This is a genomic window from Methylobacterium sp. WL64 (assembly GCF_008039945.1).
In the GTDB taxonomy this organism is placed as follows: domain Bacteria; phylum Pseudomonadota; class Alphaproteobacteria; order Rhizobiales; family Beijerinckiaceae; genus Methylobacterium.
Genome location: NZ_VRVA01000001.1, coordinates 41,560 through 64,363 on the forward strand (window position 1 = coordinate 41,560; position 22,804 = coordinate 64,363).

A 22,804-nucleotide genomic window follows, 5' to 3' on the forward strand; every position below is an offset into this window, starting at 1 on the left:
CTGTCGTCGGTGAGGCCGGCGGGGCGGGCCGCCACGACGGAGGCGAGGCGCGGGTCGGCATGGGCGGGCGGAGCGGGTGCGATCATCGGTCGGTTCCCCCGGCTTGCCAGGCCCGGCGCTGAAGGCCGAACCACGAGATGCCGATCGCGGCGAGAAGGAACGGCACCATCGCGGTGGCGATCGCTGCCCCCTCGCCGAGCGTCCCGGAGAGGATGCCGCGCTGGTACGACAGGGTCGCCATCAGATGCGTGGCGTTGACCGGGCCACCCCGGGTCATCGCCCAGATCAGCTGGAAGTCGGTGAAGGTGAACAGCACCGAGAAGGTCATCACCACGGCGATGATCGGCGTCAGCAGCGGCAGGGTGATGCGCGAGAAGATCTGCCAGTTCGAGGCCCCGTCGAGGGTCGCAGCCTCATAGAGCGACGGCGAGACCGTCTGCAGCCCGGCGAGGAGCGTGATCGCGATGAACGGTACCCCGCGCCAGATGTTGGCAAAGATCACGCAGGCGCGGGCCATGCTCGGCTGACCCAGGAAATCGATGTTGCCGTCGATGATCCCCATGTGGCGCAGCGACCACGATATGATCGAGAACTGACTGTCGAAGATCCACCAGAACGCGATCGCCGACAGGACCGTGGGCACCACGAACGGGATCAGCACGATCGACCGGACGATCGACTTGAACGGCATGTTCTTGTTGAGCAGCAGTGCGAGGTAGAGCCCGACGCCGAACTTCACCACCGAGGCCACCGCCGTGTAAAGGCAGGTGTTGAACACCGAGAGCCAGAAAACGTCGTCGTCCCAGAGCCAGGCGTAGTTCTCCAGGCCGATAAACGTGCCCTCCCGGCCGATCCGGGTGTTGGTGAAGGACAGCCAGATGCCCTTCAGCAGCGGATAGGCCAGGAACAGGCCCAGGATCAGCGCCGTAGGCAGCATGAACCAGAAGCCCGCCCAACCGCGGCTGGCGCGCAGGCGCTGCCAGGCCGAGCGGGTCAGGACCGCATTCGGAGCCGGCTGTGTCAGGGCCGTGTGCGCCATGGGTACGCCTCGAAATCGAGGCCGCGGACGAAGGGCCCGCGGCCGGCCTCGTTCAGGTGTTACGGAAGATGCGCTGAGCGGCGCGTTCGGCGTTGCGGATCGCGGTCTTCACGTCCTCCCGGCCGGTGCAGTGGCTGGCGAACATGTCCACCACCACGAAGTCGGCCAGCACCGCGGCGATCCGCTCGCTCACCGGCGCGAGGCCGCCGGCCGCCAGCGACCGCCGCCCCGCCTCGGCGAAGACCGCGTTCTTCGGATCGCTCGTCCAGATCGGGTTCTTGGGATAGTTCGACAGTGGCTCGCACAGATAACCCTGCGCGGCCTCCAGCCAGGGATTGTAGTTCGACGCCTCCATCATGAAGCTGATGAAGGCCTTACAGGCATTGGGCGCCTTCGAGTATTTGAACGCCAGGATCGGGAAGGCGAGCTGGAACTCGGTGGGCTTGCCGGCGGGCCCGATCGGCCAGACCGCGTGGTCCATGTCCTCGGCGAGCTTCGGGTTGTCCTTCTTGGCCGCAGCGTAGATCGAGATGCCGTTGTTGGTCAGGTACAGGTCGCCCGCCAGGAACGCCTTGTTGTTGGACGAGTCGTTCCACGAGACGGTGCCGGGCACGAAGGTCTCGTAGAGGGACTTGACGTATTCGAGCGCCTTGGCGGTCTCGGGCGAGTTGATCACGATCTTCTCGTTGGCGTCCACCAGGTTGGCGCCGTGGGACCAGAGTGCCCAGTGGCACCAGGTGTTGCCGTCGCCGGTGGCATGCCCGAGGGCGAAGCCGGCCGGGGTGTTGTTCTTCTTCATCGCCCGGCAGAGTTCCAGGAACCCCGCGGTGTCCTCGGGGAACTTGCTGAACCCGGCCTTCTGCATTGCCGAGATCCGGTAGTTCGGGTAGCCGCCGTTGAAGCCGACCGGGATCGCGATCCACTTGCCCTTGACCTTGCCGTAGGCCTCCGCCGACGGGAACCACGGGCCGTACTTCTTGGCCAGCGAATCGGCGACGTCCTCCAGCGGCAGGCACTTGTCCGGGAACAGGGCCGGGAACGAGAACAGGCCCCAGACCATGTCGGGCCCCTGCCCGGTATTGGCCGCCACGGACGCCTTGGGCTGGATGTCGTCGAAGGATTCGTTGGTGACCGACACCTTGACGCCGGTCGCCTTGGTGAAGGCGTCCACCATCCGCAGGAACGCCTCGTCCTCGCTCGGCACGAAGCGCTTCCAGCGCAGGAGCGACAGGCTGGCGCCGGGCTCAGGCTTCCATTCGGCGGTCTGCGCCCAGGCCCGGGCGAAGCCCAGCAGGTCGCTGCCCGCGGCGAGCCCGGTCGCGGCGGCACCCGCCAGGAGGGAACGGCGGTCGAGTCTGGTCATCGTGGCGTCACTCCCTGAATGGATCGGCGCGCCCCGGACGCGGTTCGTCCGGGCGGCCGGGCTCGGCAACCGAAAACGGGTCAGGTCGGCAGGCGTCGTCCGGACTCGGCATCGAAGAAGTGCACGCGGTTCGGGCGCAGGTAGACGGTCTCGCCGGGCCCCTCGCTGACGCGCTCGCGCAGCACGCAGGTGAAGTCCTGACCCTGGGCGCGCACCGCCAGCATGGTCTCGGACCCGGTCGGCTCGACCACGACGACCTCGGCGGCGATCCCGTCGCGCGCCAGATCGAAATGCTCAGGCCGCATCCCGAGGACCAGCTTCCGGCCCTCGATGCCCGCCGGCGCCTCGTTCAGGGGGATCGTCAAGCCCGAATCCGCCGCGAAGACGAGATTCCCGTTCCTCCGAACAGTCCCGTTCACGAAGTTCATCGCCGGGGATCCGATGAAGCCCGCCACGAACAGGTTGTCGGGCCGGTCGTAGAGTTCCAGCGGCGGCCCGATCTGCTCGACCACGCCGTCGTGCATCACCACGATCCGGTCGGCCATGGTCATGGCCTCGATCTGATCGTGCGTGACGTAGATGGTCGTGGTCTTCAGGCGCTGATGCAACTCCTTGATCTCGGTCCGCATCGCGACGCGCAGCTTGGCGTCGAGGTTCGACAGCGGCTCGTCGAACAGGAACACCTGCGGATCGCGCACGATCGCCCGGCCCATGGCGACGCGCTGCCGCTGGCCGCCAGAGAGCTGGCGCGGGTAGCGGTCGAGGAGATGGGTCAGCCCGAGGATCTGCGCGGCCTTGCTGACGCGCTCGTCGATCTCGGCCGCCCGCGCCTTCCGGATCCGCATCGAGAACGCCATGTTCTCGCGAACCGTGAGGTGCGGGTAGAGCGCGTAATTCTGGAACACCATCGCGATGTCCCGCTCCTTGGGCGGAACATCATTGACGACACGCTCGCCGATACGGATCTCGCCGCCGGAGATATTCTCCAAGCCGGCAATCATCCGGAGCAACGTCGATTTTCCGCAGCCCGAAGGCCCGACCAGGATCACGAACTCACCGTCCCGGATGTCCACGGACACACCGTGCAGGACGTTCGTCGATCCGAAAGCCTTGCGAACCTCGCGGATTCCCACCGAGGCCATGCTTCCTCCCAATCAGGGACGCTCTGACGGCGACTCCTGTCTGAGCAGTACAATAGAGCATCCGGCGGAAAGCAAGCCGGCCGACCCTGAATTTTGAATCATATCCCGTTTCTGTCAGGACCTTCCTGTGAAATCCTGCATCCGGACGACCGGATCGGATTTCGGCGCCGGTGGCCATACGGTTGAGTTCGACCGGACTTGCCCGACGGGCCGGGATCGGTGACGAGGCCGCCGGCATGAAACATCCCACCAGAGCCTGAGCCGGCACCGGATGCTAAGGCGATGGCATCGGCCCCGCTGCCGGTGCGACGTCCGGGCATAATCGGAGACGGCGGGCAGGATCCCGAAGGAAGAGGACGGTATGGCACAATCCGGTCTGACCGCAGGCGAGATCCTGCCCAACGACGGCGTCCGGGGCGCGCTGGTCGGACGGGTGTGGCGCCCGGATGTCGGCGGACCGAGCGTCGTGGCGATCCGGGCGGGGTCGGGCGGCGAGGCGCGCGTCGTCGACGTCACGGCGCGCTTCGCGACGGTCAGCGACCTGTGCGAGACGCCGGACGCCGCCGCGGCCCTGCGCGCCGCCGAGGGCGCGGATCTCGGCAGCCTCGACGCGATCCTGGCCAACACCCCGCCGGACGGCCGCGACCCGGGGCAGCCGTGGTTGCTCGCCCCGGTGGACCTCCAGGCGCTGAAGGCCGCCGGCGTCACCTTCGCGACGTCGATGCTGGAACGGGTCATCGAGGAGCGGGCGCGGGGCGACCTGGCAGCGGCCGCGGCGATCCGCACGGAGGTCGAGCGCCTGGTCGGACACGACCTGCGCCGGCTGAAGCCCGGCTCGCCCGCCGCGATGGCGTTGAAGGAGGTCCTGGTCGCCCAGGGGGCCTGGAGCCAGTATCTCGAAGTCGGGATCGGGCCGGACGCGGAGATCTTCACCAAGGCGCAGCCGCTCTCCGCGGTCGGTTGCGGCGCGGACGCTGGGCTGCATCCGGATTCGCACTGGAACAATCCCGAGCCGGAAGTCGCGCTGGCCGTCTCATCCCAGCAGAACATCGTCGGCGCGACACTCGCCAACGACGTGAACCTGCGCGATTTTGAGGGCCGCTCGGCGCTGCTGCTCGGCAAGGCCAAGGACAACAATGCCTCCTGCGCCCTGGGGCCGTTCCTCAGGCTGTTCGACGAGACCTTCGGCCTCGACGACGTGCGGCGCACCACCGTGACGCTCGAGGTGACCGGGACCGACGGGTTCCGGATGGAGGGCACCTCGCCGCTCGCCGAGATCAGCCGCGACCCGGAGGAGCTGGTTGGGGCCCTGATGGGCCGCACCCACGATTACCCGGACGGTGCCATCCTGCTGCTCGGCACGATGTTCGCGCCGATCCAGGACCGGCACGGCCCGGGCCTCGGCTTCACCCATGTCGAGGGTGACCGCGTCATCGTGGCGAGCCCGGAACTCGGCAGCCTCGTCAACCGCATGCGCCCGTGCGACGCCTGCGAGCCCTGGACGTTCGGCGCCCGCGCGCTGATGCGCAATCTCGCCGCGCGCGGGCTTCTGTGACAGAGCCTGACGCCCGCAGCTTTCCGGACCACACGGCCCTAGCCGCAGAGACCCATCCGATGACAGCCGCCGAATCGATCCTCGCGCGTCTCTCCGACATCGTCGGGCCCTCCGGACTCGTCACCGGCGCGGAGTTGCGCGGCCGGTCCGCGAACTGGACCCGGCCGACGGAGCCCTGCGCGGCGCTCGCCCTCGTTCGCCCGCGCAGCACCGCCGAGACCAGCGCCGTGATGGCCGCCTGCCACGCGGCCGGGGTCGCGATCGTGCCGCGGGGCGGCGCCACCGGCCTCGTGGACGGGACGCTCTGCGCGCCCGATGAGATCACTCTCTCCACCGAGCGGATGACCGGGATCGAGCCGATCGACCCGCTCGGCATGACCGTGGTGGTCGGCACCGGCGCCACCATCGAGAGCGTGCAGAACGCCGCCACGGAGAACGGCCTGTTCTTCCCGCTGGATCTCGGTGCCCGCGGTTCGGCCACGATCGGCGGCGCGATCTCCACCAATGCCGGCGGCCTGCGGGTGCTGCGCTACGGCATGATGCGTGAGATGGTGCTGGGCCTGGAGGCGGTGCTGGCCGACGGCACGGTGGTCTCGTCCATGCGCCCGCTGATCAAGAACAACACCGGGCTGGACCTTAAGCAGTTGTTCGTCGGCACCGAGGGCACGCTCGGCATCGTCACCCGCGCGGTCCTGCGCCTCCGCCCGGAGCCCGCCGGATACGCCACCGCGCTGATCGCCTGCCCGGGCGTCGACGATGGCGCCCGGGTCCTGCGCGCCGCCCAGAGCGCGTTCCAGGGGCGCGTGTCGTCCTTCGAGGGCTTGTGGCCGGATTTCTACCGGCTGATGACCGCCCCCGGCCGGGCGACGCCGCCGCTGAGCTACGATTATCCGTTCTACGCGATCATCGAGGTCGAGTGCGTCCCGGAGGAGTCCGACCGTTTCCTTGGCTTGCTGGAAGGCCTGATGGGGGACGGCACGATCCTCGACGCGGCCGTGGCCTCCTCGGAGGAGCAGCGCCGCGGCATGTGGCGCATCCGCGACCGCGTCGAGCACCTGAACGCCGATGGGATCGAGCGCGCCTTCGACGTGAGCGTGCCGCTCTCCAAGATGGACGGCTATGTCCGGGGCGCGCTGGAACGCCTGGCGGCGATCCCCGATTGCCGCGCCGTCGTCTACGGGCATATCGGCGACAACAACCTGCACTGGAACACGACCCGCCTCGACGCCGCCGGCAACGCAGCCATCGACGCCGCGCTCTACACGCCGCTCGCCGAACTCAACGGCTCGGTCTCGGCCGAGCACGGCATCGGCCTGGAAAAGCGGAGCAAGCTGCCGCTCTCGCGCTCGCCCGAGGAGATCGCCGCCATGCGGCTGGTCAAGCGGGCGCTGGACCCGGACAACCGGCTGAACCCCGGCAAGATTTTCTAGCGGTCGGCGATCGATGGGGTCCGTTCGGCTCGTGGTCCGCCTCACGCCGCGCGGCGGGCGCGATGCGGCGGATGGCTGGGCGCGGGATGAGAAAGGCCAGCCTTACCTGAAGGCGCGGGTGTCCGCGCCGCCGGTCGATGGCGCGGCCAACGCGGCGCTGGAAAAGATGATCGCCAAGGCGCTGAAAATCGGCCGCAGTTCGGTCCGGATCGCTGCCGGCGATCAAAGCCGGCTCAAGATCCTGGAGATCGAAGGCATAGCCCAGGCCGATCTCGATCGTATCTTCGGGGTGCCCGAGTAGGCGCCGGGCCGAGACCGTTCTGCCTCGGCCCGACCTGCCTCAGAACGCGACCTTGTCCCCGCCCTTCAGCGACAGCATCTCGCGGGCCTCGTCGGGCGAGGCGATCTCCAGCCCCAGCCCCTCGATGATCGAGCGGACGCGGCGGACCTGGGCGGCGTTGGTTTCCGCGAGCTTGCCGGGGCCGTCCCAGAGGCTGTCTTCCAGGCCGACGCGGACGTTGCCGCCCATCGCGGCCGCCATGGCGGCGATGTTCATCTGGTTGCGGCCGGCGCCCAGCACCGACCAGCGGTACTGATCGCCGAACAGCCGGTCGGCGGTGCGCTTCATGTGCATCACGTCGTCGGGATGCGCGCCAATGCCGCCCTGCAGGCCGAACACGGTCTGGATGAACAGCGGCGCCTTCACCAGCCCGCGATCGAAGAAGTATTTGAGATTGTAGAGATGGGCCGTGTCGTAGCACTCGAACTCGAACCGCGTGCCGTTCGGGCCGCAGGTGGTGAGGATGTGCTCGATCTGGCCGAACGTGTTGCGGAAGATGATGTCCTTGTTGCCGAGGTAATCCCGCTCCCACTGGTGCTTCAAGTCCTTGAAGCGGTCGAGCATGCCGAACAGGCCGAAATTCATCGAGCCGAGGTTGAGCGAGGCGACCTCCGGCTGGAAGGTCGCGGCTGGGCGGACCCGCTCCTCGATCGACATGGTCGGCGCGCCGCCGGTGGTGATGTTCACGACGCAGCCCGAGCGCTGCTTGATGACCGGCAGGAACTTGGCGAAGGCCTCCGGCGACTGGTCGGGCTGACCGGTCTCGGGGTTGCGGGCGTGCAGGTGGATGATCGCCGCCCCGGCTTCGGCAGCGCCGATCGCAGCGTCGGCGATCTCCTCCGGCGTCACCGGCAGGTGCGGCGACATGCTGGGCGTGTGGATCGCGCCGGTGACGGCGCAGGTGATGATAACTTTCCGCTGTGAGGCCATGCTCAGTCCTTTTGTGAAAGCTTGTGGGCCCGCAGGGCGGCCAGCCGCGCGTCGCGGCGATTCATGCGGGCGGGCAGATCCGCGGGCTCTCGCCAGTTCGCCAGGATCGCCTGGGTGGCCGGTGCCTCGTAAACGCTCGAGGGCGCCGGGTCGGCTGCGAGACTCTTGTAGAATCCGGTGTAGCGCGCGCAGTAATCGGCGATGCCGCCAGGGGCGTTGAGTTCGATCGTCTCGAAGGGCCCCATGAAGCTCCAGCGCAGGCCGAGCCCGTCCGCAACGGTCTTGTCGAGATCCTGCGGGGTCACGTAGCCCTCCGAAGCCAGGCGGAACGCCTCCGCCAGCAATGCGCCCTGGAGCCGGTTGAGGATGAAGCCCTCGATCTCCTTCAGGACGGTGATCGGCACCTGTCCGATCCTCTCGTAAGTCGCCCGGGCGCGCTCCAGCACCGCGGCATCCGTCCACGGAGCGCCGGAGATCTCCACCAGCGGAATCAGGTGCGGCGGGTTCACGGGATGGCCGATCAGGCACCGCCCCCTTCCGGGAAGCCCCTCGGTGAACAGCGAGCAGCGGATCGCCGAGGATGAGGAGGCGATGATCGCGTCCGGCGGCGCCAGGGTGTCGAGTTCCGCGAACAGGGCCTGCTTCACTTCGAGCCGTTCCGGCCCATTCTCCTGAACGAAACCGACGCCGTCGAGGCAGGCGGCCAGGCCGTTCGGGGCTCGGATACGGGAGGACGCCGCCTCTGGATCGGGGCATAGCCCGTTCTCGGAGAGCGTCCGCAGGCCTGCGGCGCAGAGCGGGATCGCGGCCTCGGCGACTCCGTCCGCGGCATCGAACAGGCGCACGTTCCAACCGGCGCGGGCGAAGATCATCGCCCAGGCCCGGCCGATCAGGCCGGCGCCGACAATCGCGACGCTCTCGGTCATAGCCACAGCACCTTCCGTCTCAGATCCTGGTCCTCGCGCAACAGGCGCGACTCGCCGGTCCACTGCACGCTGCCGCGCTCCAGCGCGACGGTCCGGTCCGAGAGGGCCAGCGCGAGGTCGAGGTGGTGGTCCACCAGGATGATCGCGATCTCCCGGCGCAGCCGGTCGAACGCCTCGAACAGTTCCTCGGTCACCGTCGGCGACAGGCCCTCGAAGGGCTCGTCGAGCAGGAGGAGGCGCGTGTCGCCGGAGAGCGCCCGCGCCACCGCCACCATCTGCTGCTCGCCGCCGGACAGGCGTGCGGCGTCGACGGTCCAGCGTTGCTTGAGCCGGGGGAAGAACTCCAGGACCTTGTCCTCGTCCCAATGGATACCCGCGCCGGTGAGGCGCCGCAGCCGGCCCAGACCCAGATTCTCGGCGACGCTCATTCCGGCGAACAGCGCGCGGCCCTGCGGCACGTAGCCGATGCCGAGCCGGGCGATCCGGTCCGGCGTGAGCCCGGCGATGTCCTTCACGCCGAGGACGATCCGGCCGGCGGCCGGGGGTGCCGTGCCAATCAGCGTCTTCAGCAGGGTCGACTTGCCGGCGCCGTTGCGGCCAAGCAGGGCCACCACCTCGCCCTTGTGCACCGTCAGGTCCACCCCGTTGAGGATGTGCGACTTGCCGTAAAAGGTGTCGACACCCGCCATCGTCAGCAGCGTCTCGGACGCGGCGGCGCTGGCACGCGGCTTCGCCGCGATCGCTTCCGTTCCGGAGCCGAGATAGACCGCCTGCACCCGGGAGTCGTCCCGGGCGTCGGCCACGGAGCCGTCGACCAGCACCGCGCCGTCCGCCATCACGGTGACCCGGTCGGCGAGGCGGAACACCCGGTCGATGTCGTGTTCGACGAGCAGCACCGGGATGTCGGCGGAGAGCGCCTTGATCAGGTCGCCGACGCGCTCGCGCTCGGCCGCGGCCAGCCCGGCGAGCGGCTCGTCCAGCAGCAGGACCCGCGGACGCGTGGCGAGCGCCAGGCCCATGTCGAGGAGCCGCTGCCCTCCGTAGGAGAGGCTGCCGGCCTCCGCCTGCTCGATCCCGGCGAGCCCGGTCCAGCGCAGCAGCTCGGCCGTGTCGTCGGCGATCTCCCGCAGGCGGAGCGCGTCGCGCCACGGGTTCATGTGAGCCGGGTGGCGGGCCTGGACGGCGAGCCGGATGTTCTCCTCAACCGACAGGCCGGGGAACAGGTTGGTGATCTGGAACGAACGGCCGAGGCCGGCCCGGGTGATCGCGTGGGGTTCGAGCCCGGCGATCTCCCGGCCGTCGAGGAGGATCCGCCCGGAATTCGGCCGGAACATCCCGGAGAGCAGGTTGAACGCCGTGGTCTTGCCGGCGCCGTTCGGGCCGATCAGGGCGTGCAGCGTCCGGTCGGCCACCGCAAAGGACACGCCGCGCACGGCGGCGACCGGTCCGAAGCTCTTGCGGATATCCTCCGCGACCAGGACCGCCCCGTCGGAGCGCCCCTCCGCGATGAATCGGGCCGGGACGCGCCCCGAGGCACCGGCGCGGCGGGCCGACATCGCGGCGCCCTCCCCCGGCACGCGACGGAACGGGCGCATCAGCCGGGCCGCGATACCCACGAGCCCATCCGGCGAAAACACGATGAAGGCGACGAACAGCAGCCCGAAATACAGCAGCCAGTCGCTGGTGTAGATCGACAGGAACTCCCGGAACAGGATGTAGAACAGGGCCCCGAGGGCAGGTCCCAGGAACGAGCGCATCCCGCCGATCACCACCATGGCCAGCAGTTCGCCCGAGAACGCGATGGAGATCGGGTCGGCCGAGGTGAAGCGGTGGCTGTAGGCGGACAGCGCGCCCGCCAGCCCGGTGATCGACGCCGAGATCACGAAGGCCGCGAGCTTGTAACGGTTGGTGGCGTAGCCGAGGAAGCCGGCGCGCTGCTCGTTCTCGCGGATCGCCACCAGCACCGTTCCCATCGGCGAGCGCCGGAAGCGCCAGAGCGCGACGAGAACCAGGAAGGCGATGCCGGAGACCGCGGCGTAGTAAGCGCCGGGCTGCTGCAGCACCGCCCAGCGGTGCAGGTTGCCGATACCGTTCTCGCCGCCGGTGAGGTCCGTCCAGCGGAACGCGATGGCGTACAGCATCGCGGTGAACGCGAGCGTCAGCAGGGAGAAGTAGACGCCGCGCCGCCGCAGGATCAGGGCGCCGCCGGCGAGCGCCGCGACACCGGTGATCGCCAGCGCTCCGAACAGCGGCAGGGCCATGTCGCCCGGCGCCAGGCGGGTCTGCAGGATCGCCACCGCATAGGCGCCGATCCCGAACCACGCCCCGTGGCCGAAGGAGACGAGGCCGGTCCAGCCGACCAAGATGTTGAGGCCGAGCACGGCGAGGGCAAAGATCACCACGTCGGTGGCGGTGATCAGTGTCAGGCCGATCGCGTCGAGGGCAAACGGCAGGACGATCTGGGCGGCGAGCGCCGCCCAGAGCTGGCGGCTCTCGCGCAGGATCAGGCCGCGCTGAGGGATGGCGAGCGGCAGCGGTTCGGCGGTTCCGGACATGGGGCTGTTCCCGCTCACTCGAATCGGGCGATCTGCTCGCCGAACAGGCCGCGCGGGCGCAGCAGCAGGACGAGCACCATGAGACCGTAGACGGCTGCCTCGGTCGCGGGCGGGTAGGCATAGGCGGTGAGCCCCCGGACCACGCCGACGATCAGGGCGGCCAGCACCACACCCCAGAACGAGCCGAGCCCGCCGATTACCACCACCACGAACGCGAAGGTGAGGATCTCGGCGCCCATCGCGGGGTGAACCCCGGTCACCGGCGCCATCATGGTCCCGGCGAGCGCCGCCAGCCCGACGGCGATCGTCACCACCGCGCTCATGTACGGCCGAAGCGAGATGCCGAGTGCCGCGACCATGTCGGGGTTCTGGACGCCGGCCCGGACCACGCGGCCGAAGCTGGTGCGGGTCAGGAGCAGCCACAGGCCGCCGACGCAGGCGAGCGCCACCACCAGGATGGAGAGCCGGTAGCGCGAGTAGATCAGGTCGCCGATGAACACCTGGCCCCGCAGCCAACCCGGGATTCCGTAGGGCAGCGGGGCCGCCCCGAAGGCCATGCGCAGGGCTTGCTCGGCCACCATGGCGAGGCCGAAGGTCAAGAGCAGGCCGAGGGTCGGGTCGCCCCTGTAGAAGCGCCGGAGCAGGAACCGCTCGATCACGAGGCCGAGAACGGCCACCAGCAGCGGCGAGGCGACGAGCGCGCCGCCGAAGCCGATCGTCGGGGTAAGCACCACGGTCAGGTAGGCGCCGATGGCGTAGAATGCGCCGTGTGCGAGGTTGACGATCCCGCCGAGGCTGAAGATCAGCGACAGGCCCAGCGCGATCAGCAGGTACTGGACGCCTATCAGCAGGCCGTTGAGCACCTGCTCGAGGATGAAGACGAGCTGCATGGCCGCCTCACGCCGGGAAGGTGCAGGCGTTCTCGTCGCGGGTGGTGGCGAGCACCTCCAGGCTTTCGCCGGAACCGGGCAGCGGCCCGGTCGCCGTGAAGATGTCGTAGGGGTTCTTCACCTGGTCCGCCGGGAGCGCGGTGATCGCGTACATCTCCTGCATCAGCTCGTGGTCCCAGGGACGGAAATAGCCCTCCCGGGTCTTGGCGATGTCGAAGGTCGCGCCCTTCTCCAGGTATTCCACGATCTTGGTGGAATCGGTCGACTTCAGCGCGTTCATGGATTGGGCGACGATCTTCATCGCCGTGTAGTCGCCCCAGCCCTGGTTCTCCGGCGGCTTCTTGTACTTGGCCCGGAAGGCCGTCACGAATGCTTTGGCAGAGGGCGAATCGATCTGATGATGCCACACCACCGGCCATGTGCCGAGGAAGTTGCCGGGGCCCGCGCCCCAGGCCAACGCCGTATCGAAGCCGAAGCCGGCGACCGGAAACGGCAATCCGAACTCGCTGTACTGCTTGAGGAAATTGGTGATCTGCGCGCCCGCGAGGTTGCAAATCACGAGGTCCGGCCGGCTCTGGCGCAGCTTGAGCAGGAACGGCGAGAAGTCGGTGAGTTCGGTGGGGATCAGATCCTCGCCCGCAAGCGTCGCCTCGTTCGCGGTGAAGAACTTCTTGGCCTGCTTGAGGAGGTCGTGACCGAACGCGTAGTCGGCGGTCAGCGCGTAGACCTTCTTGCCCTTGATCAGGCCCTTCTCCACCAGCGCCCGGCCCGCCGCGCGGACCATCATGGTGTTCTGCGCCTCCACGTGGAACAGGTAGCGCTTGCAGTCGGAACCGCGCAGCGCGTCCGAGTTCGCGCCGGTGTTGATGAACAGCACCTTCTCGCGCTGCGCCACCTGGCTGATCGCCAGAGCCGAGGCGGAGTTGATCTCGCCGACCAGGCAGGCGACGCGGTCGCGCTGGACCATGCGCTCGGCCTTGGCCGACGCGGTCTGCGGATTGACGCTGTCTTCGGCCAGCAGCTCGACCTTCCGGCCGGCGATGCCGCCGGCGGCGTTGATCTCCTCGACGGCGAGCTGCGCGGCCTGAACGGCGAACTCGCCCAGGGGCCCGAGGAAGCCGGTACGGGGGGTCAGGTGGCCGATCCGGACCACGTCCGCCTGCCCCTGGGACAAGGCCGGGCTGGCGAGCGCCGGTGCGATGAGAGCCGCGCCGCCGGCTCGCAGCAGGCCGCGGCGAGAGAGAGAATCCCCGAACCGATCCGTCATCGTTCCGCTCCCGTGCGTTTCCTCCAGCCGGGCATTCTTGATGGGCTCTGACGGCCCTCACCCAAACTGTGATCACAGATCACTAGCGCGATAGTGCCAGATCCGTCTAGTGTCGGCACATGAGTTCCATGTCGGCCCTGGCCGAATTACCCCAGCTCGAGCGGCGCACCCTCGCCGACACCGCGTACGAGGCCCTATCGGAACTGCTTGCGTCCGGCCGACTCGCTCCCGGCGACCGGTTGTCCCTGCGCCAGAGCGCGGCGGCGCTCGGCGTCTCCGTGATGCCGGTGCGCGAGGCGGTGAGCCGCCTCGTCGCCGACGGCGTCCTGGAGGTGGCCCCGACCCGGGCGATCCGGGTGCCGATCATGACGGCGCAGGATTTCCAGGCGCTGGCCGAGACCCGCATGGCCGTCGAGGGCATGGCCGCGGCGCGCGCCGCGGAGCGCCGGAGCGAACCGGAACTCGGCGCGATCCGACGGGCCGAGGCCGCGTTCCGCCGGGAGGCCGCATCCGCGCAGCCGGACAGCACCCTGGCCGTCCGGCTCAACCGCGACCTGCACTTCGCGATCTACGCGGCCTGCGGACTGGAGCCTCTGCACGCGATCATCGCCCGGCTGTGGCTGAAGGCCGGCCCGGTCATCAACCTGGACCTGCGCGCACATCCGGAACGACTGCTCCAGGGGTTCGCCCTGCGCCGGCATGCCGAGGCGCTGGCGGCGATCGAGGCGCGGGACGGTGCCGCTGCCGCCGCCGCCCTGGCCGCGGACATTCGCGAGGCGGCCGACTTCATCCTATCCCGCGGAGGGCTGCGGGACGCATAGTTTTGGTGCGCATCGGCTTCATCCAAAAGGCGACGAACGCCTCTGAAGCGATGCCTGGACGGGAGGAACGACCATGGATCTCGGAATCGCCGGCCTGCGCGTGCTCGTGACCGCGGGCGCCGCTGGAATCGGACGCGGCATCGTCGACGCCTTCCTCGAGGAAGGCGCGCGGGTCTTCGCCTGCGACATCGACCAGGAGGCCCTGGCCGCCCTTCCCGGGGCGGTCGGGCGCTGCCGGACCGACGTCGCCGACCGGGACGCGGTCGGCACCATGATGGCGGCAGCGGTTGAGCATCTCGGCGGCCTCGACGTGCTCGTCAACAACGCCGGCATCGCCGGGCCGACCGGGCGTGTCGAGGAGATCGCCCCGGAGGAATGGGACCGCTGCCTGACGGTCTGCCTGACCAGCCAGTTCAACTGCGCGCGCCTTGCGGTGCTCCACCTGCGCGCGAGCAGCAACGGCTCGATCGTCAACCTGTCATCGGCGGCCGGAAAGTTCGGCTTCGGCCTGCGCAGCCCCTACGCGGCGGCGAAATGGGGCGTGATCGGCTTCACCAAGTCCCTCGCGATCGAGCTGGGCGAGGCGGGCATCCGGGTGAACGCGATCCTACCCGGGCTGGTGGCCGGCGACCGGCAGCGCCGGGTCCTCGAGGCCAAGGCGCAGCAGCAGGGCACGAGCTTTGCCGAGATGGAGGCGCGCGCCTTCTCGTTCGTGTCGGTGAAGGACTACGTCACGGCCCGGCAGCTCGCCGACCAGATCCTGCTGCTGTGCTCGCCGCGGGGCCGGACGATCTCCGGGCAGGCGATCGCCATCGACGGCGACACGCGGATGTTGTCCTGAACCCCTGCGGCACGGTTTACGCCGCGGATCGGATCACGGCAGATTGGCGAACAGGCGGCACCATGACCGCGCGAACGGGAGGAACGGGCGCATGCGTCTCGCGGGCAAGACAGCATTGGTGACGGCCGGAGGTCAGGGCATCGGCCGGGCGAGCGTCCTGGCGCTGGCGCGCGAGGGCGCGCAGGTGCTGGCCACCGACGTCCGGGCCGACGCACTCGGAACCTTCGAGGGCGTACCCAACGTCACCACCGCGCCCCTCGACGTGCTCGACCGGGCGCAGATCGAGGCCGTGGCCGGCGGGCTGGACCGGATCGACGTGCTGTTCAACTGCGCGGGCTACGTCCATGCCGGCACGGTGCTCGATGCCAGCGACGCGGATTTCGACTTCGCGGTGAATCTCAACGTCCGGTCGCAGTTCTGGACGATCCGCGCGGTCCTGCCACGGATGCTCCAGGCTGGCGCCGGAAGTATCGTCAACATGGCGAGCGTCGCCGGCTCCCTGCGTGGGCTACCGAACCGCTTCGTCTACGGGCTGACCAAGGCCGCGGTGATCGGCCTGACCAAGTCGGTGGCGGCGGATTACGTGGGCCGCGGCATCCGCTGCAACTGCATCTGCCCCGGCACCGTCGACACGCCCTCGCTTGCGGACCGGATCAACGCGTTCGACGATCCCGTGGAGGCCCGCAAGGCCTTCATCGCCCGCCAGCCCATGGGTCGGCTGGCGACGGCCGAGGAGATCGCCCCGCTGGTGGTGTTCTTGGCGAGCGACGAGGCCGCCTTCGTGACCGGCCAGAGCTATTCCATCGACGGTGGCATGACGATCTGAGGATTCGACCATGAGCGAGAAGCGCCGCGTATCTCCCGCCGACCTGCGCTCGAAGGCGTGGTTCGACAATCCGCACAATCCGGGCATGACCGCGCTGTACCTGGAGCGCTACCTGAATTTCGGGCTCACGCCCGCGGAGCTGCGCTCGGGCAAGCCGCTGATCGGGATCGCCCAGACGGGCTCCGACCTGTCTCCATGCAACCGGCACCATCTGGAACTGGCCAAGCGCGTGCGCGACGGCATCACGGCGGCCGGGGGCGTCGCCTTCGAATTTCCGTGTCACCCGATCCAAGAAACCGGCAAGCGGCCGACCGCCTCCCTCGACCGGAATCTCGCCTACCTGTCGCTGGTCGAAGTCCTGTACGGCTATCCGCTGGACGGCGTCGTGCTGCTGACCGGTTGCGACAAAACCATGCCGGCCTGCCTGATGGCCGCCGCCACCGTGAACATCCCGGCGATCTCACTCAATGTCGGGCCGATGCTCAACGGCTACTTCCAGAAGGAGCTGACCGGCTCGGGCACGATCGTCTGGAAGACCCGCGAGCGGCATGCCGCCGGCGATATCGACTTCCAGCAGTTCATGGACATCGTCGGCTCGTCGGCCCCGTCCACGGGCCATTGCAACACCATGGGCACCGCCTCGACCATGAACGCGCTGGCCGAGGCACTGGGCCTCGCCCTGCCCGGCTCGTCGGCGATCCCCGCCCCCTATCGCGAGCGCGGGCAGGCCGCCTACGCCACCGGGTTGCGCATCGTCGACATGGTCTGGGAGGACCTCAAGCCGTCCGACATCCTGACCCGGGAGGCGTTCGAGAACGCCATCGTGGCCAACGCCGCCATCGGCGGCTCGACCAATGCGCCGATCCACATCAACGCCATCGCCAAGCATATCGGCGTGCCGCTCTCCTGCGACGACTGGGAGCGGGTCGGCTTCGAGATCCCGCTGCTGGTCGACATGCAGCCCGCCGGCCGCTGGCTCGGCGAGGAGTATTTCCGGGCGGGCGGCCTGCCCGCCGTGTTCGCCGAGCTGATCGACGCCGGGAAGGTCCACACCGAGGCCCCGACCTGCAACGGCTTCACCGTCGGCGAGAATTATCGCGGGCGGCACAGCTGGAACCGCGACGTGATCCGGGCCTACGCGACACCGCTGATGGAGCGGGCGGGCTTCCTCAACCTCAAGGGCAGCCTGTTCGATTCCGCGATCATGAAGACCTGCGTGATCTCGGAGGAATTCGCCGCCCGCTACCTGCGCAACCCCGAGGACCCGATGGCGTTCGAGGGCCCCGTCGTCGTGTTCGACGGGCCGGAGGATTATCACCACCGCATCGACGACCCGTCGCTCGGGATCGACGAGAACACCGTCCTGATCATGCGCGGCGCCGGTCCGGTGGGATATCCCGGCGCCGCCGAGGTGGTGAACATGCAGCCGCCGGGGGAACTGATCCGCCGCGGCGTGACCTCCCTCCCCTGTATCGGCGACGGCCGCCAATCCGGAACCTCGGGAACGCCCGCGATCCTCAACGCCTCGCCCGAGGCGGCGGTGGGCGGCGGCCTGGCGCTGCTGCAATCCGGCGACCGGGTCCGCATCGACCTCAACACGCGCCGGGCCGACATCCTGCTCCCGGCCGAGGAACTCGCCCGCCGCCGCGCCGACCTGGCGTCCCGGGGCGGTTTCCCGTTCCCGGCGACGCAAACGCCCTGGCAAGAGATCTACCGCGACCAGGTGGCGCAGCTCGACGAAGGCATGGTGCTGAAGGGTGCCGTGAAGTTCCAGAAGGTGGCGCAGGCGTCGGGCGTCCCGCGGGATAACCATTGACGTCACTTGCCGCCAAGATCGAGCGATGACGGCTTGATACGCAAAAAAGGGGCGGCGGTACGCGGGACGAGGCGTTTAATTAAAACTGTGTTCTCGTAGATCTTTTCCGCTCCGTCGAAACGAATATTCACAATGTCATTCCGGGGCGCCGCAGGCGAGCCCGGAATCCAGAAACACCAACCGTGCAAGTTGCTGCGCCGTTGGTGGTTATGGACCCAGGGCTCCGCCAAGCGGCCCCGAGGTGACGCGGTGGATGCCGGGGCATCCAATCGATCCGTAGACAGCGATATCGGCAGGGTGTGCCTAAAGGCCTCTCCCTCAACCAGCCGTTCCCTCTCTCGTGAATTTTGAATACGATCGCTCCATGGGCGGGGACGCGCCTTCGGGAGGGATCGGCCGTGACGCAAGCCAAGGCTCGAACTGCGGCATCGCCGCGGGCGGCGGCACGCCTGGATGGCGGAATGGCGCGCAAACTCGCCGAGCAACTTCAGGGCGAAGCGCGGTTCGATGCGTTCACCCGCGGCCGCTACAGCACCGACGCGTCGATCTACCAGATCATGCCCGCCGGCGTGGTGCTGCCGCGCTCGGCCGCGGATATCGCTGCGACGCTGCGGATCGCCGCCGATCACGGCGCCCCGGTGATCCTGCGGGGCGGCGGCACCTCTCAGAACGGGCAGCCGATCGGCTCCGGCCTCGTCGTCGATTGCTCGCGCCACTTCAACGGCGTCCGCGCCTACGACCCCGAGGCCGGCACGATCACCGTCGAACCCGGCATGGTGCTGGAGCGGCTCAACACCCGCGTGAAGGCGGACGGCTGGTTCTTCCCGGTGGAGCCCTCGACGGCGACCCGCTGCACCATCGGCGGCATGGCCGGCAACAACTCCTGCGGCGCCCGCTCGCTGCGCTACGGCAAGATGAGCGACAACGTCCTGGCGATCGACGCCCTGCTTCTCGGCGGCGAGGCGTTCGGCTTCGGCCTCACCGGCAACGCGGCCACCGGTGTCACGGGCGCCAGCCACGCGGAAGCCTTGGCGGGGCGCATGCGCGCGCTGGCCGAGAGCCATCGCGACGAGATTGAAGCCCGCTATCCGAAGGTCCAGCGGCGTGTGGGCGGATACAACCTCGACGCGCTGATCGAGCCGCGCCCGAACCTCGCGCATCTGCTGGTCGGCTCGGAAGGGACGCTCGCCGCGACGACCTCGGTCACCCTCAAGCTGTCGCGCCTGCCCGCGCACCGGGTGATGGGCGTCTGCCACTTTCCGTCGTTCCGGGCCGCCATGGAGACGACCCAGCACATCGTGGCGCTCGATCCGGTGGCGGTCGAGTTGGTCGACAACAACGTGCTGGTGCTCGGCGCCGACATCCCGCTGTTCCGCGCGACGCTGGCTGACATCACCCGCGGCAAGCCGAACTGCCTGCTGCTCGCGGAGTTCGCCGGGGACGACCTCGCTGCCCTGAAGCGCGACCTGAAGCGCCTGGACGCCTGCATGGCCGACCATGGCCATGCCGATGCCGTCGTGGAGATCCTGGAGCCGGCGCGCCAGCGCTCCGTGTGGGAGGTGCGCGAGGCCTGCCTCAACATCATTATGTCGATGAAGGGCGACGCGAAGCCGGTCTCGTTCATCGAGGATTGCGCGGTGCCGCTGGAGCACCTCGCCGACTACACCGATGCGGTCACCGCGGTGTTCACCAAGCACGGTACCCGCGGCACCTGGTATGCCCACGCCTCCGTAGGCTGCCTCCATGTCCGACCGATCCTGGACATGAAGGACGGGGGCGACGTGACGCGCATGCGCGCCATCGCGGAGGAGACCTCCGACCTGGTGCGCCGGTACAAGGGTTCCTATTCCGGCGAGCACGGCGACGGCATCTCACGCTCGGAATACATCGCGCCGCTGTTCGGACCGGTCCTGACCGGCGCGTTCGAGACGGTGAAGGACGCGTTCGACCCCGAGAACCGGCTCAATCCCGGCAAGATCGTCCGGCCGCTGAGCATGGACGACCGGAGCCTGTTCCGGTTCAAGCCCGACTACGCTGTGACCGAGCCCGTGAAGCCCGCCCTCGACTGGTCGGACTGGGGCGGCTTCGGCTCGGCGGTCGAGATGTGCAACAACAACGGCACCTGCCGGAAGCTTGCCGGTGGGGCGATGTGCCCGTCCTACCGGGCGACCCGCGAGGAGGAGCACCTCACCCGCGGCCGGGCCAATTCCCTGCGCCTCGCCATCTCGGGTCAGCTCGGGCCCGACGCCTTCACCAGCAAGGCGATGAAGCGCACCCTCGACCTGTGCGTCTCCTGCAAGGCCTGCCGGCGGGAATGCCCGACCGGGGTCGACATGGCCAAGATGAAAGTGGAGTTCCTGCACCACTACCACGCCCGACACGGGCTGCCCCTGCGCGACCGGCTGATCGGCCTGATGCCGCATTATGCCGGGATCGCCGCCAAGCTCGCACCGCTTCTCAACCTGCGCGATCGGCACCCGGCGCTGGCGGCCCTCTCGGAGCGGATGGTCGGTCTCTCGGCCAAGCGGTCGCTGCCGCGCTGGCGGCGCCCCTGGAGCGAGCAGGGCGAGGCGGCGCATCCCGGCGACGTGACGGGCGATTTCCGCGACATCATCCTGTTCGGCGACACCTTCAACCGCGCCTTCGAGCGGGAGAACCTGGAGGCGGCCGAGCGGGTGCTCCGGGTGGCGGGATACCGGCTCCACCGGGTCTATCCGACCCGGGGGCGGCGCCCGCTCTGCTGCGGTCGGACCTGGCTCGCCTCCGGCCAGACCGACCGCGCCCGCGCCGAGGCACGCCGGACCCTGGACACGCTCCTGCCGTTTATCCAGGCCGGCGCCCGCGTGGTCGGCCTGGAGCCGTCCTGCCTGCTGACCTTCCGGGACGAGTTTTCCGCGTTGCTGCCGGGAGACCAGGCCGCTCTGTTGGCCCGGCAATCGTTCCTCTTCGAGGAGCTGTTGGCCGGAGACTTGGCGGCCGGGCGGATCACGCTGCCGCTTGCCGACCAGGGGGGCCGCATCGCGCACCTGCACGGGCATTGTCACCAGAAATCTTTCGGCGTGATGGGCTCGGTGGAAACGGTGCTGCGAAGCGTGCCCGGCCTCGATGTCCGGGTCATCGAATCGAGCTGCTGCGGGATGGCCGGGGCGTTCGGCTACGGTGCCGAGACGATCGAGACCTCCTTCGCGATGGCCGAGCTGTCCCTCTTCCCCGCCCTGCGCGCGGCCGGGCCCGGCGACATCGTGGTGGCCGATGGAACGAGCTGCCGTCACCAGATCCACGACGGCCTCGGCCTGCGCGCGGAACACGTGGCCCGCCTCCTCGATGACGCGCTCGTGCATGCCCCGCCGCCTCGACACTGAATTGCCGGGCACCTACACATGCACATAGGTTGCTTTGACCGTGCGTGCACCGTGGGCCCATGAACAAGATCGACCCCGGCATCGGGATCAGCCGCCGCTATCTTCACGACGAGGTGGCGGACCGGATGCGCGAACTGATCCGCTCCGGAGAGATGGAGCCGAAGGCGCGGATCAACGAAGGCGAACTGACGGAGCGTTTCGGGATCTCGCGCACGCCCCTGCGGGAGGCGATCAAGATCCTCGCGACCGAGGGCTTGCTCGAACTCCTCCCCAACCGCGGGGCGCGCGTCGCCAGCATCTCAGAGACCGAACTCGAGGAGATGATGGAGGTGATCGCCGGGCTCGAAGCCACTGCGGGCGATCTCGCCTGCCGGACGATCTCGGATTCCGAGATCGACGCGATCGAGGCCGACCACGAAGCGATGGTGGCGGCCTGGAAGGCGGGTGACGAGGCTGGATATTTCAGCCGCAATCGGCAGATCCACGAAGGCATCATGGCGGCGAGCCGCAACACCGTCCTCGCCAACATCTACGAGAGCCTGTCCGGCCGGATCCAGCGATCGCGCTACTCCGCCCGGCAGACCCCGGACCAGTGGGCCCGGGCGGTGTCGGAGCACGAGCGCATGATCGCGTTGCTGCGCGCCCGGGACGGCACCGCCCTCGCGACCCTGATGCGCGAGCACATCCGCGGGAAAAAGTCCGTGATCGCAGCCAATTACGGGGTGGTCGAGGTCGACTGAGCCGTCATCTCGAACCAGAACGAGGCGCCCGGGGTGCGGGAATCGTTGGGATAGAGGAACGGGATGCCGGGCCCCGGCCCGCGGGCGGCGAAGACCGCCTCCACCCGGGCGCTCGTCGCCGGATCCTGGCAGAGATACATCACCGGGGCGGTCACCCGGAACGGCGGCGCCCCGCACATCAGCATGGCGGCGAGCAGGTACTGCTCGTTGTACAGTCGGCAGTTCCACGCGGCCGGGTAGTCGTCCGGGATGAAGATGTCGTGGATCTGCACGATCACGCCCGGGGCGAGCCGGGGCATGACTTCGAAGAAGAACACCGTCACGTCGGAATTGGCGAAGGATCTGTGTGATCCGTCGAAGAAAACGATGTCCCCGGCGCGCAACTCTTCGAAGATCCGGAGGTCGCAGCCTTCGAGGGGCGTGCGAAGCGTCGTGTCGCAGAGCGCATCGATCTCGCGGCGGGGCATCGGGTCGATCGAGGTGATCGCGGTCGGCAATGTCAGCGCATCGATCGTGTAGCGGGCAAAGCACGTGGAGCAGCCGGACCCGATCTCGAGGTAGCGGGCCGGTCGCTTCCAGGCGAGCATCGTCATCAGGGCGGCCGCGTCGAGGGCCGTGAACCAGGTGTTGTTCCAGTGCGGCGTCGCCGGATCGCCGATGGCGGGATCGTGGGGGACGCTGTGGAGCAGGTCGGCCTGCGCTTCCAATGCCGTCAGGAACGCGTCGTAGGCTGCGCTCTCCCGGGCCAGGACCGATCGGAGCTGGCCGTGTGGCGCGCTTCCGGGCGTCCAGCGGGAGGACGGCACCACCGGGTGGTAATCGTGGACCGTATGGCTCCAGCGGAACGGCTCGGTGCTTGCCCGGAAGATGTCGAGTCCGGCCCGGCGCCCGGCGCTTCTCACGATGTCCTTCAGCATGACCTTCCCCGATTTCTCGGGACGAACATGCCGATAGCTCAACT

Annotated in this window: 19 protein-coding genes; 9 read left to right on the forward strand and 10 right to left on the reverse strand. The window is 68.8% G+C overall.

Annotated features, from left to right (window positions below):
* Positions 1-82: 82 nt before the first annotated feature.
* The 3 genes from FV242_RS00200 to FV242_RS00210 form a co-directional block, all read right to left on the reverse strand.
* On the reverse strand, positions 83-1,039 hold the full coding sequence (locus tag FV242_RS00200; RefSeq protein WP_147906899.1) for a carbohydrate ABC transporter permease: 957 nt from the start codon (positions 1,037-1,039) through the stop codon (positions 83-85).
* 52 nt (positions 1,040-1,091) lie between these two features.
* Positions 1,092-2,402 carry an ABC transporter substrate-binding protein gene (locus FV242_RS00205; RefSeq protein WP_147906900.1) on the reverse strand — a complete coding sequence of 437 codons (1,311 nt, stop codon included), beginning with the start codon at positions 2,400-2,402 and terminating at the stop codon, positions 1,092-1,094.
* 80 nt (positions 2,403-2,482) lie between these two features.
* Positions 2,483-3,544: an ABC transporter ATP-binding protein gene (locus tag FV242_RS00210; RefSeq protein WP_147937518.1), complete on the reverse strand. Its 1,062-nt coding sequence runs from the start codon at positions 3,542-3,544 to the stop codon at positions 2,483-2,485.
* Positions 3,545-3,905: 361 nt separating this feature from the next.
* Here FV242_RS00210 and FV242_RS00215 point away from each other — a divergent pair, with 361 nt between their 5' ends.
* From FV242_RS00215 to FV242_RS00225, 3 genes are read left to right on the forward strand one after another with little or no spacing between them, the layout of a single operon-like run.
* The gene (locus tag FV242_RS00215) at positions 3,906-5,099 is read left to right on the forward strand and encodes a fumarylacetoacetate hydrolase family protein (protein ID WP_147937519.1); all 1,194 of its coding nucleotides are present in this window, start codon (positions 3,906-3,908) and stop codon (positions 5,097-5,099) included.
* Positions 5,100-5,158: 59 nt separating this feature from the next.
* Positions 5,159-6,529, forward strand: a complete 1,371-nt coding sequence (locus FV242_RS00220) for an FAD-binding oxidoreductase (RefSeq protein ID WP_147906903.1) — start codon at positions 5,159-5,161, stop codon at positions 6,527-6,529.
* Between the two features lie 13 nt (positions 6,530-6,542).
* A complete protein-coding gene (locus FV242_RS00225; protein WP_147906904.1) occupies positions 6,543-6,830 on the forward strand; it encodes a DUF167 family protein in 288 nt (95 codons plus the stop codon).
* A gap of 39 nt (positions 6,831-6,869) precedes the next feature.
* Here the strand turns inward: FV242_RS00225 and FV242_RS00230 are convergent, their stop codons facing one another.
* The 5 genes from FV242_RS00230 to FV242_RS00250 are packed head-to-tail and all read right to left on the reverse strand — an operon-like array spanning position 6,870 to position 13,437.
* A complete protein-coding gene (locus FV242_RS00230; protein WP_147906905.1) occupies positions 6,870-7,799 on the reverse strand; it encodes a 3-keto-5-aminohexanoate cleavage protein in 930 nt (309 codons plus the stop codon).
* 2 nt (positions 7,800-7,801) lie between these two features.
* Positions 7,802-8,725 carry a 3-hydroxyacyl-CoA dehydrogenase gene (locus FV242_RS00235; protein WP_147937520.1) on the reverse strand — a complete coding sequence of 308 codons (924 nt, stop codon included), beginning with the start codon at positions 8,723-8,725 and terminating at the stop codon, positions 7,802-7,804.
* The gene (locus tag FV242_RS00240) at positions 8,722-11,280 is read right to left on the reverse strand and encodes a branched-chain amino acid ABC transporter ATP-binding protein/permease (RefSeq protein ID WP_147937521.1); all 2,559 of its coding nucleotides are present in this window, start codon (positions 11,278-11,280) and stop codon (positions 8,722-8,724) included. Before FV242_RS00240 ends, FV242_RS00235 begins: the two co-directional genes overlap by 4 nt.
* A 14-nt stretch (positions 11,281-11,294) precedes the next feature.
* Positions 11,295-12,170 carry a branched-chain amino acid ABC transporter permease gene (locus FV242_RS00245; RefSeq protein WP_147853605.1) on the reverse strand — a complete coding sequence of 292 codons (876 nt, stop codon included), beginning with the start codon at positions 12,168-12,170 and terminating at the stop codon, positions 11,295-11,297.
* Between the two features lie 7 nt (positions 12,171-12,177).
* Positions 12,178-13,437 (reverse strand): ABC transporter substrate-binding protein, encoded by a 1,260-nt coding sequence (locus FV242_RS00250; protein ID WP_147937522.1) that lies wholly within the window; start codon positions 13,435-13,437, stop codon positions 12,178-12,180.
* Between the two features lie 119 nt (positions 13,438-13,556).
* Between FV242_RS00250 and FV242_RS00255 the strand changes: the two genes are divergently transcribed.
* From FV242_RS00255 to FV242_RS00270, 4 genes are all read left to right on the forward strand, one after another.
* A complete protein-coding gene (locus tag FV242_RS00255; protein WP_147937523.1) occupies positions 13,557-14,258 on the forward strand; it encodes a GntR family transcriptional regulator in 702 nt (233 codons plus the stop codon).
* Between the two features lie 73 nt (positions 14,259-14,331).
* Positions 14,332-15,099, forward strand: coding sequence for an SDR family oxidoreductase (locus FV242_RS00260; RefSeq protein ID WP_147937524.1), 768 nt, complete (start codon positions 14,332-14,334; stop codon positions 15,097-15,099).
* 91 nt (positions 15,100-15,190) lie between these two features.
* Complete coding sequence (locus tag FV242_RS00265) at positions 15,191-15,925, forward strand: SDR family oxidoreductase (protein WP_147937525.1); 735 nt, start codon at positions 15,191-15,193, stop codon at positions 15,923-15,925.
* A gap of 10 nt (positions 15,926-15,935) precedes the next feature.
* Complete coding sequence (locus tag FV242_RS00270) at positions 15,936-17,741, forward strand: IlvD/Edd family dehydratase (RefSeq protein ID WP_147906912.1); 1,806 nt, start codon at positions 15,936-15,938, stop codon at positions 17,739-17,741.
* 2 nt (positions 17,742-17,743) lie between these two features.
* Here FV242_RS00270 and FV242_RS36010 read toward each other — a convergent pair whose 3' ends face one another.
* Complete coding sequence (locus FV242_RS36010; RefSeq protein WP_281407020.1) at positions 17,744-17,872, reverse strand: hypothetical protein; 129 nt, start codon at positions 17,870-17,872, stop codon at positions 17,744-17,746.
* Positions 17,873-18,202: 330 nt separating this feature from the next.
* Between FV242_RS36010 and FV242_RS00275 the strand changes: the two genes are divergently transcribed.
* Complete coding sequence (locus tag FV242_RS00275) at positions 18,203-21,103, forward strand: FAD-binding and (Fe-S)-binding domain-containing protein (protein ID WP_246692546.1); 2,901 nt, start codon at positions 18,203-18,205, stop codon at positions 21,101-21,103.
* A gap of 59 nt (positions 21,104-21,162) precedes the next feature.
* Positions 21,163-21,843 carry a GntR family transcriptional regulator gene (locus FV242_RS00280; RefSeq protein ID WP_147896562.1) on the forward strand — a complete coding sequence of 227 codons (681 nt, stop codon included), beginning with the start codon at positions 21,163-21,165 and terminating at the stop codon, positions 21,841-21,843.
* On the opposite strand, the gene FV242_RS00285 is transcribed toward FV242_RS00280, so the two are convergent.
* Positions 21,819-22,760: a class I SAM-dependent methyltransferase gene (locus FV242_RS00285; RefSeq protein ID WP_147906915.1), complete on the reverse strand. Its 942-nt coding sequence runs from the start codon at positions 22,758-22,760 to the stop codon at positions 21,819-21,821. The genes FV242_RS00280 and FV242_RS00285 overlap by 25 nt on opposite strands.
* Positions 22,761-22,804 lie beyond the last annotated feature (44 nt).